General features: G+C 67.4%; 3 protein-coding genes and 1 pseudogene. All 4 read left to right on the top strand.

The window, feature by feature from the left end:
* Positions 1 to 381 (top strand): helix-turn-helix domain-containing protein (locus BN903_RS09500; protein ID WP_048077496.1); only part of this gene is annotated, 381 nt, incomplete at its 5' end.
* On the top strand, positions 378 to 881 hold the full coding sequence (locus tag BN903_RS09505) for an SRPBCC family protein (protein ID WP_048077497.1): 504 nt from the start codon (positions 378 to 380) through the stop codon (positions 879 to 881). The genes BN903_RS09500 and BN903_RS09505, both read left to right, overlap by 4 nt.
* Before the next feature lie 62 nt (positions 882 to 943).
* A complete protein-coding gene (locus BN903_RS09510) occupies positions 944 to 2,092 on the top strand; it encodes an SPFH domain-containing protein (RefSeq protein WP_048077498.1) in 1,149 nt (382 codons plus the stop codon).
* A gap of 89 nt (positions 2,093 to 2,181) precedes the next feature.
* A pseudogene (locus BN903_RS09515) lies at positions 2,182 to 2,452 on the top strand (MarR family transcriptional regulator); the annotation flags it as partial.

Here is a 2,452-nt window from a genome sequence, read left to right on the forward strand (position 1 = left end):
GGCGTCGTCTCCGAGGCGACCGCCACCGCGGACGCGGCGACGCTCACGATCGAGGCACCGCCCGAACGCGACGTCCGGTCGATCCTCGACGTGTTCCGCGACGAGTACGAGGGCGTCGAGCTTCGGTCGCGCGTCGAGCGCGAGAGCCGCGACCGCACCGTCGCGGAGTTCGCGGCGGCGGTCGACGAACAGCTCACCGAGCGACAGCGCGCGGCGCTGAAGACCGCCGAGCTGAACGGCTACTTCGAGTGGCCGCGCCCGGTCGACGGCTCGGAGATCGCAGAGCGGATGGGGATCACCCGGCAGACGTTCCACCAGCACCTCCGCGCGGCCGAGCGGAAGCTGGTCGAGGCGTACGTCGACCCCCGATCGAGCGAATGAACCGGGGGCCACCAGACGAGTCGGAGGAGCCGAGCGACGACGCGTCCGACCCGGCCGACGACCCGTTCGCCGCGAGCGACACGATCCTCATCGCGGCCGACCCCGCGACCGTGTTCGCGTTCCTCGACGACCCGGCGAACCACGCGGCTATCACTCCCGGACTCACGGACGTGAGAGACGTCGAACCGCTGGAGAACGGCGGGAAGCGCCTCTCGTACACTTACCGGATGGCGGGGATGGGGATCGACGGCGAGATCGTCCAGACGGTCCACGACCCGCCCGAGCGCCACGTCTTCGAACTTCGGGGGCGGCTCACCGGGACCATCGATCTCCGGCTCGCGCCCGTCGAGAGCGGGACGGAGCTGACGTACGCCGCGACGTACGGCCTGCCGGAGAACGCCCTCACGAGGGTCGGCGCGCCCGTGATCCGTCGGTTCAACGAGCGACAGCTTCGCGCGGCGCTGGAGAACGTCGCGGCGCGCTTCGGCGGAAGCGAGTGACTGCGGAGCGATTCGGCCCCCGACGTGCGAACTATTAAGCGTGCGATGTCCTAAACGGAGGTATGGATCCGACACCCCTCCAACTCGGTTTCGAGCTCGTGAGCGTCGGCCTGCTCGCGCTGCTTCTCGTGGTCGTCACGCTCTGGCAGTCGTTCGAGATCGTCGACGCCTACGAGAAGAAGACGCTCACCGTCTTCGGCGAGTACCGAAAGCTGCTCGAACCGGGCATCAACCTCATCCCGCCGTTCGTCTCCCGGACGTATCCGTTCGACATGCGGACCCAGACGCTGGACGTGCCCCGCCAAGAAGCGATCACGCGAGACAACTCCCCGGTGACCGCCGACGCGGTCGTCTACATCAAGGTGATGGACGCCAAGAAGGCATTCTTAGAGGTCGACGACTACAAGAAGGCCGTCTCGAACCTCGCACAGACCACCCTCCGCGCGGTGCTGGGCGACATGGAGCTCGACGACACGCTGAACAAACGACAGGAGATCAACGCGAAGATCCGGAAGGAACTGGACGAACCCACCGACGAGTGGGGGATCCGGGTCGAGAGCGTCGAGGTCCGCGAGGTCAACCCGTCGAAGGACGTCCAGCAGGCGATGGAGCAGCAGACCTCCGCCGAGCGCCGCCGCCGCGCGATGATCCTCGAAGCGCAGGGGGAACGCCGCTCCGCGGTCGAGCAGGCGGAAGGTGACAAGCAGTCCAACATCATCCGCGCGCAGGGTGAAAAGCAGTCCCAGATCCTCGAAGCGCAGGGTGACGCGATCTCGACGGTCCTCCGCGCCCGCTCCGCCGAGTCGATGGGCGAGCGCGCCATCATCGAGCGCGGCATGGAGACCTTAGAAGAGATCGGCAAAGGCGAGTCCACCACCTTCGTCCTCCCGCAGGAGCTGACCAGTCTGGTCGGCCGCTACGGCAAGGCCCTCTCCGGCTCCGACGTTCAGGAGATGGAGGGGCTCGACGGGAAGGAGTTCGACGCCGACACGCGGAAGATGCTCGGCCTCGACGACATCGACGAGATCCTCGGCCAGATCGAGGAGTCCGCGGAGATGAACGTCGAGGAGTTAGAGAAGGAGGCCGAGGCCGTGAAGGCGGGCGACGCCGGCGCGAGCATCAGGTCCGCCGACGAGGTCATCCAAGAGATGGACGACGAGGAGGCGGCCGCGGAAGTGGAGACGGACACAGAAGTGGAGACGGAGAACTGACGCGGCGCGAGACGCCGCGAACACCGGCTTTTCGTCCCAGTCCGATTCCCGAACGAAGTGCTTTTGTCGAGCCGTAGGCTACTACGTGTGTGACAGAGGGGTTCGACGGACGGAAACGCGAGACGCTCCGGCGGTTCGCCGCGGTCGGAGCCGCCGCGCCGTTCGTCGGGACGGCGAGCGCGAGCGACGACGGTGACGCCAACGAGACGCGGGAGGCGATCCGCGGCTACGTGCCGACGACCCCCGGCGCGCACTTCTCGAAGCTCCGCGACGACCTCCGACTCGGCACCGGCGAGGCGCAGTATCACCTCCGGAAACTCGAGGAATCGGGTGCGATCGAGTCGGAGAAGGACGCCGACT

This window comes from Halorubrum sp. AJ67 (genome assembly GCF_000513435.1).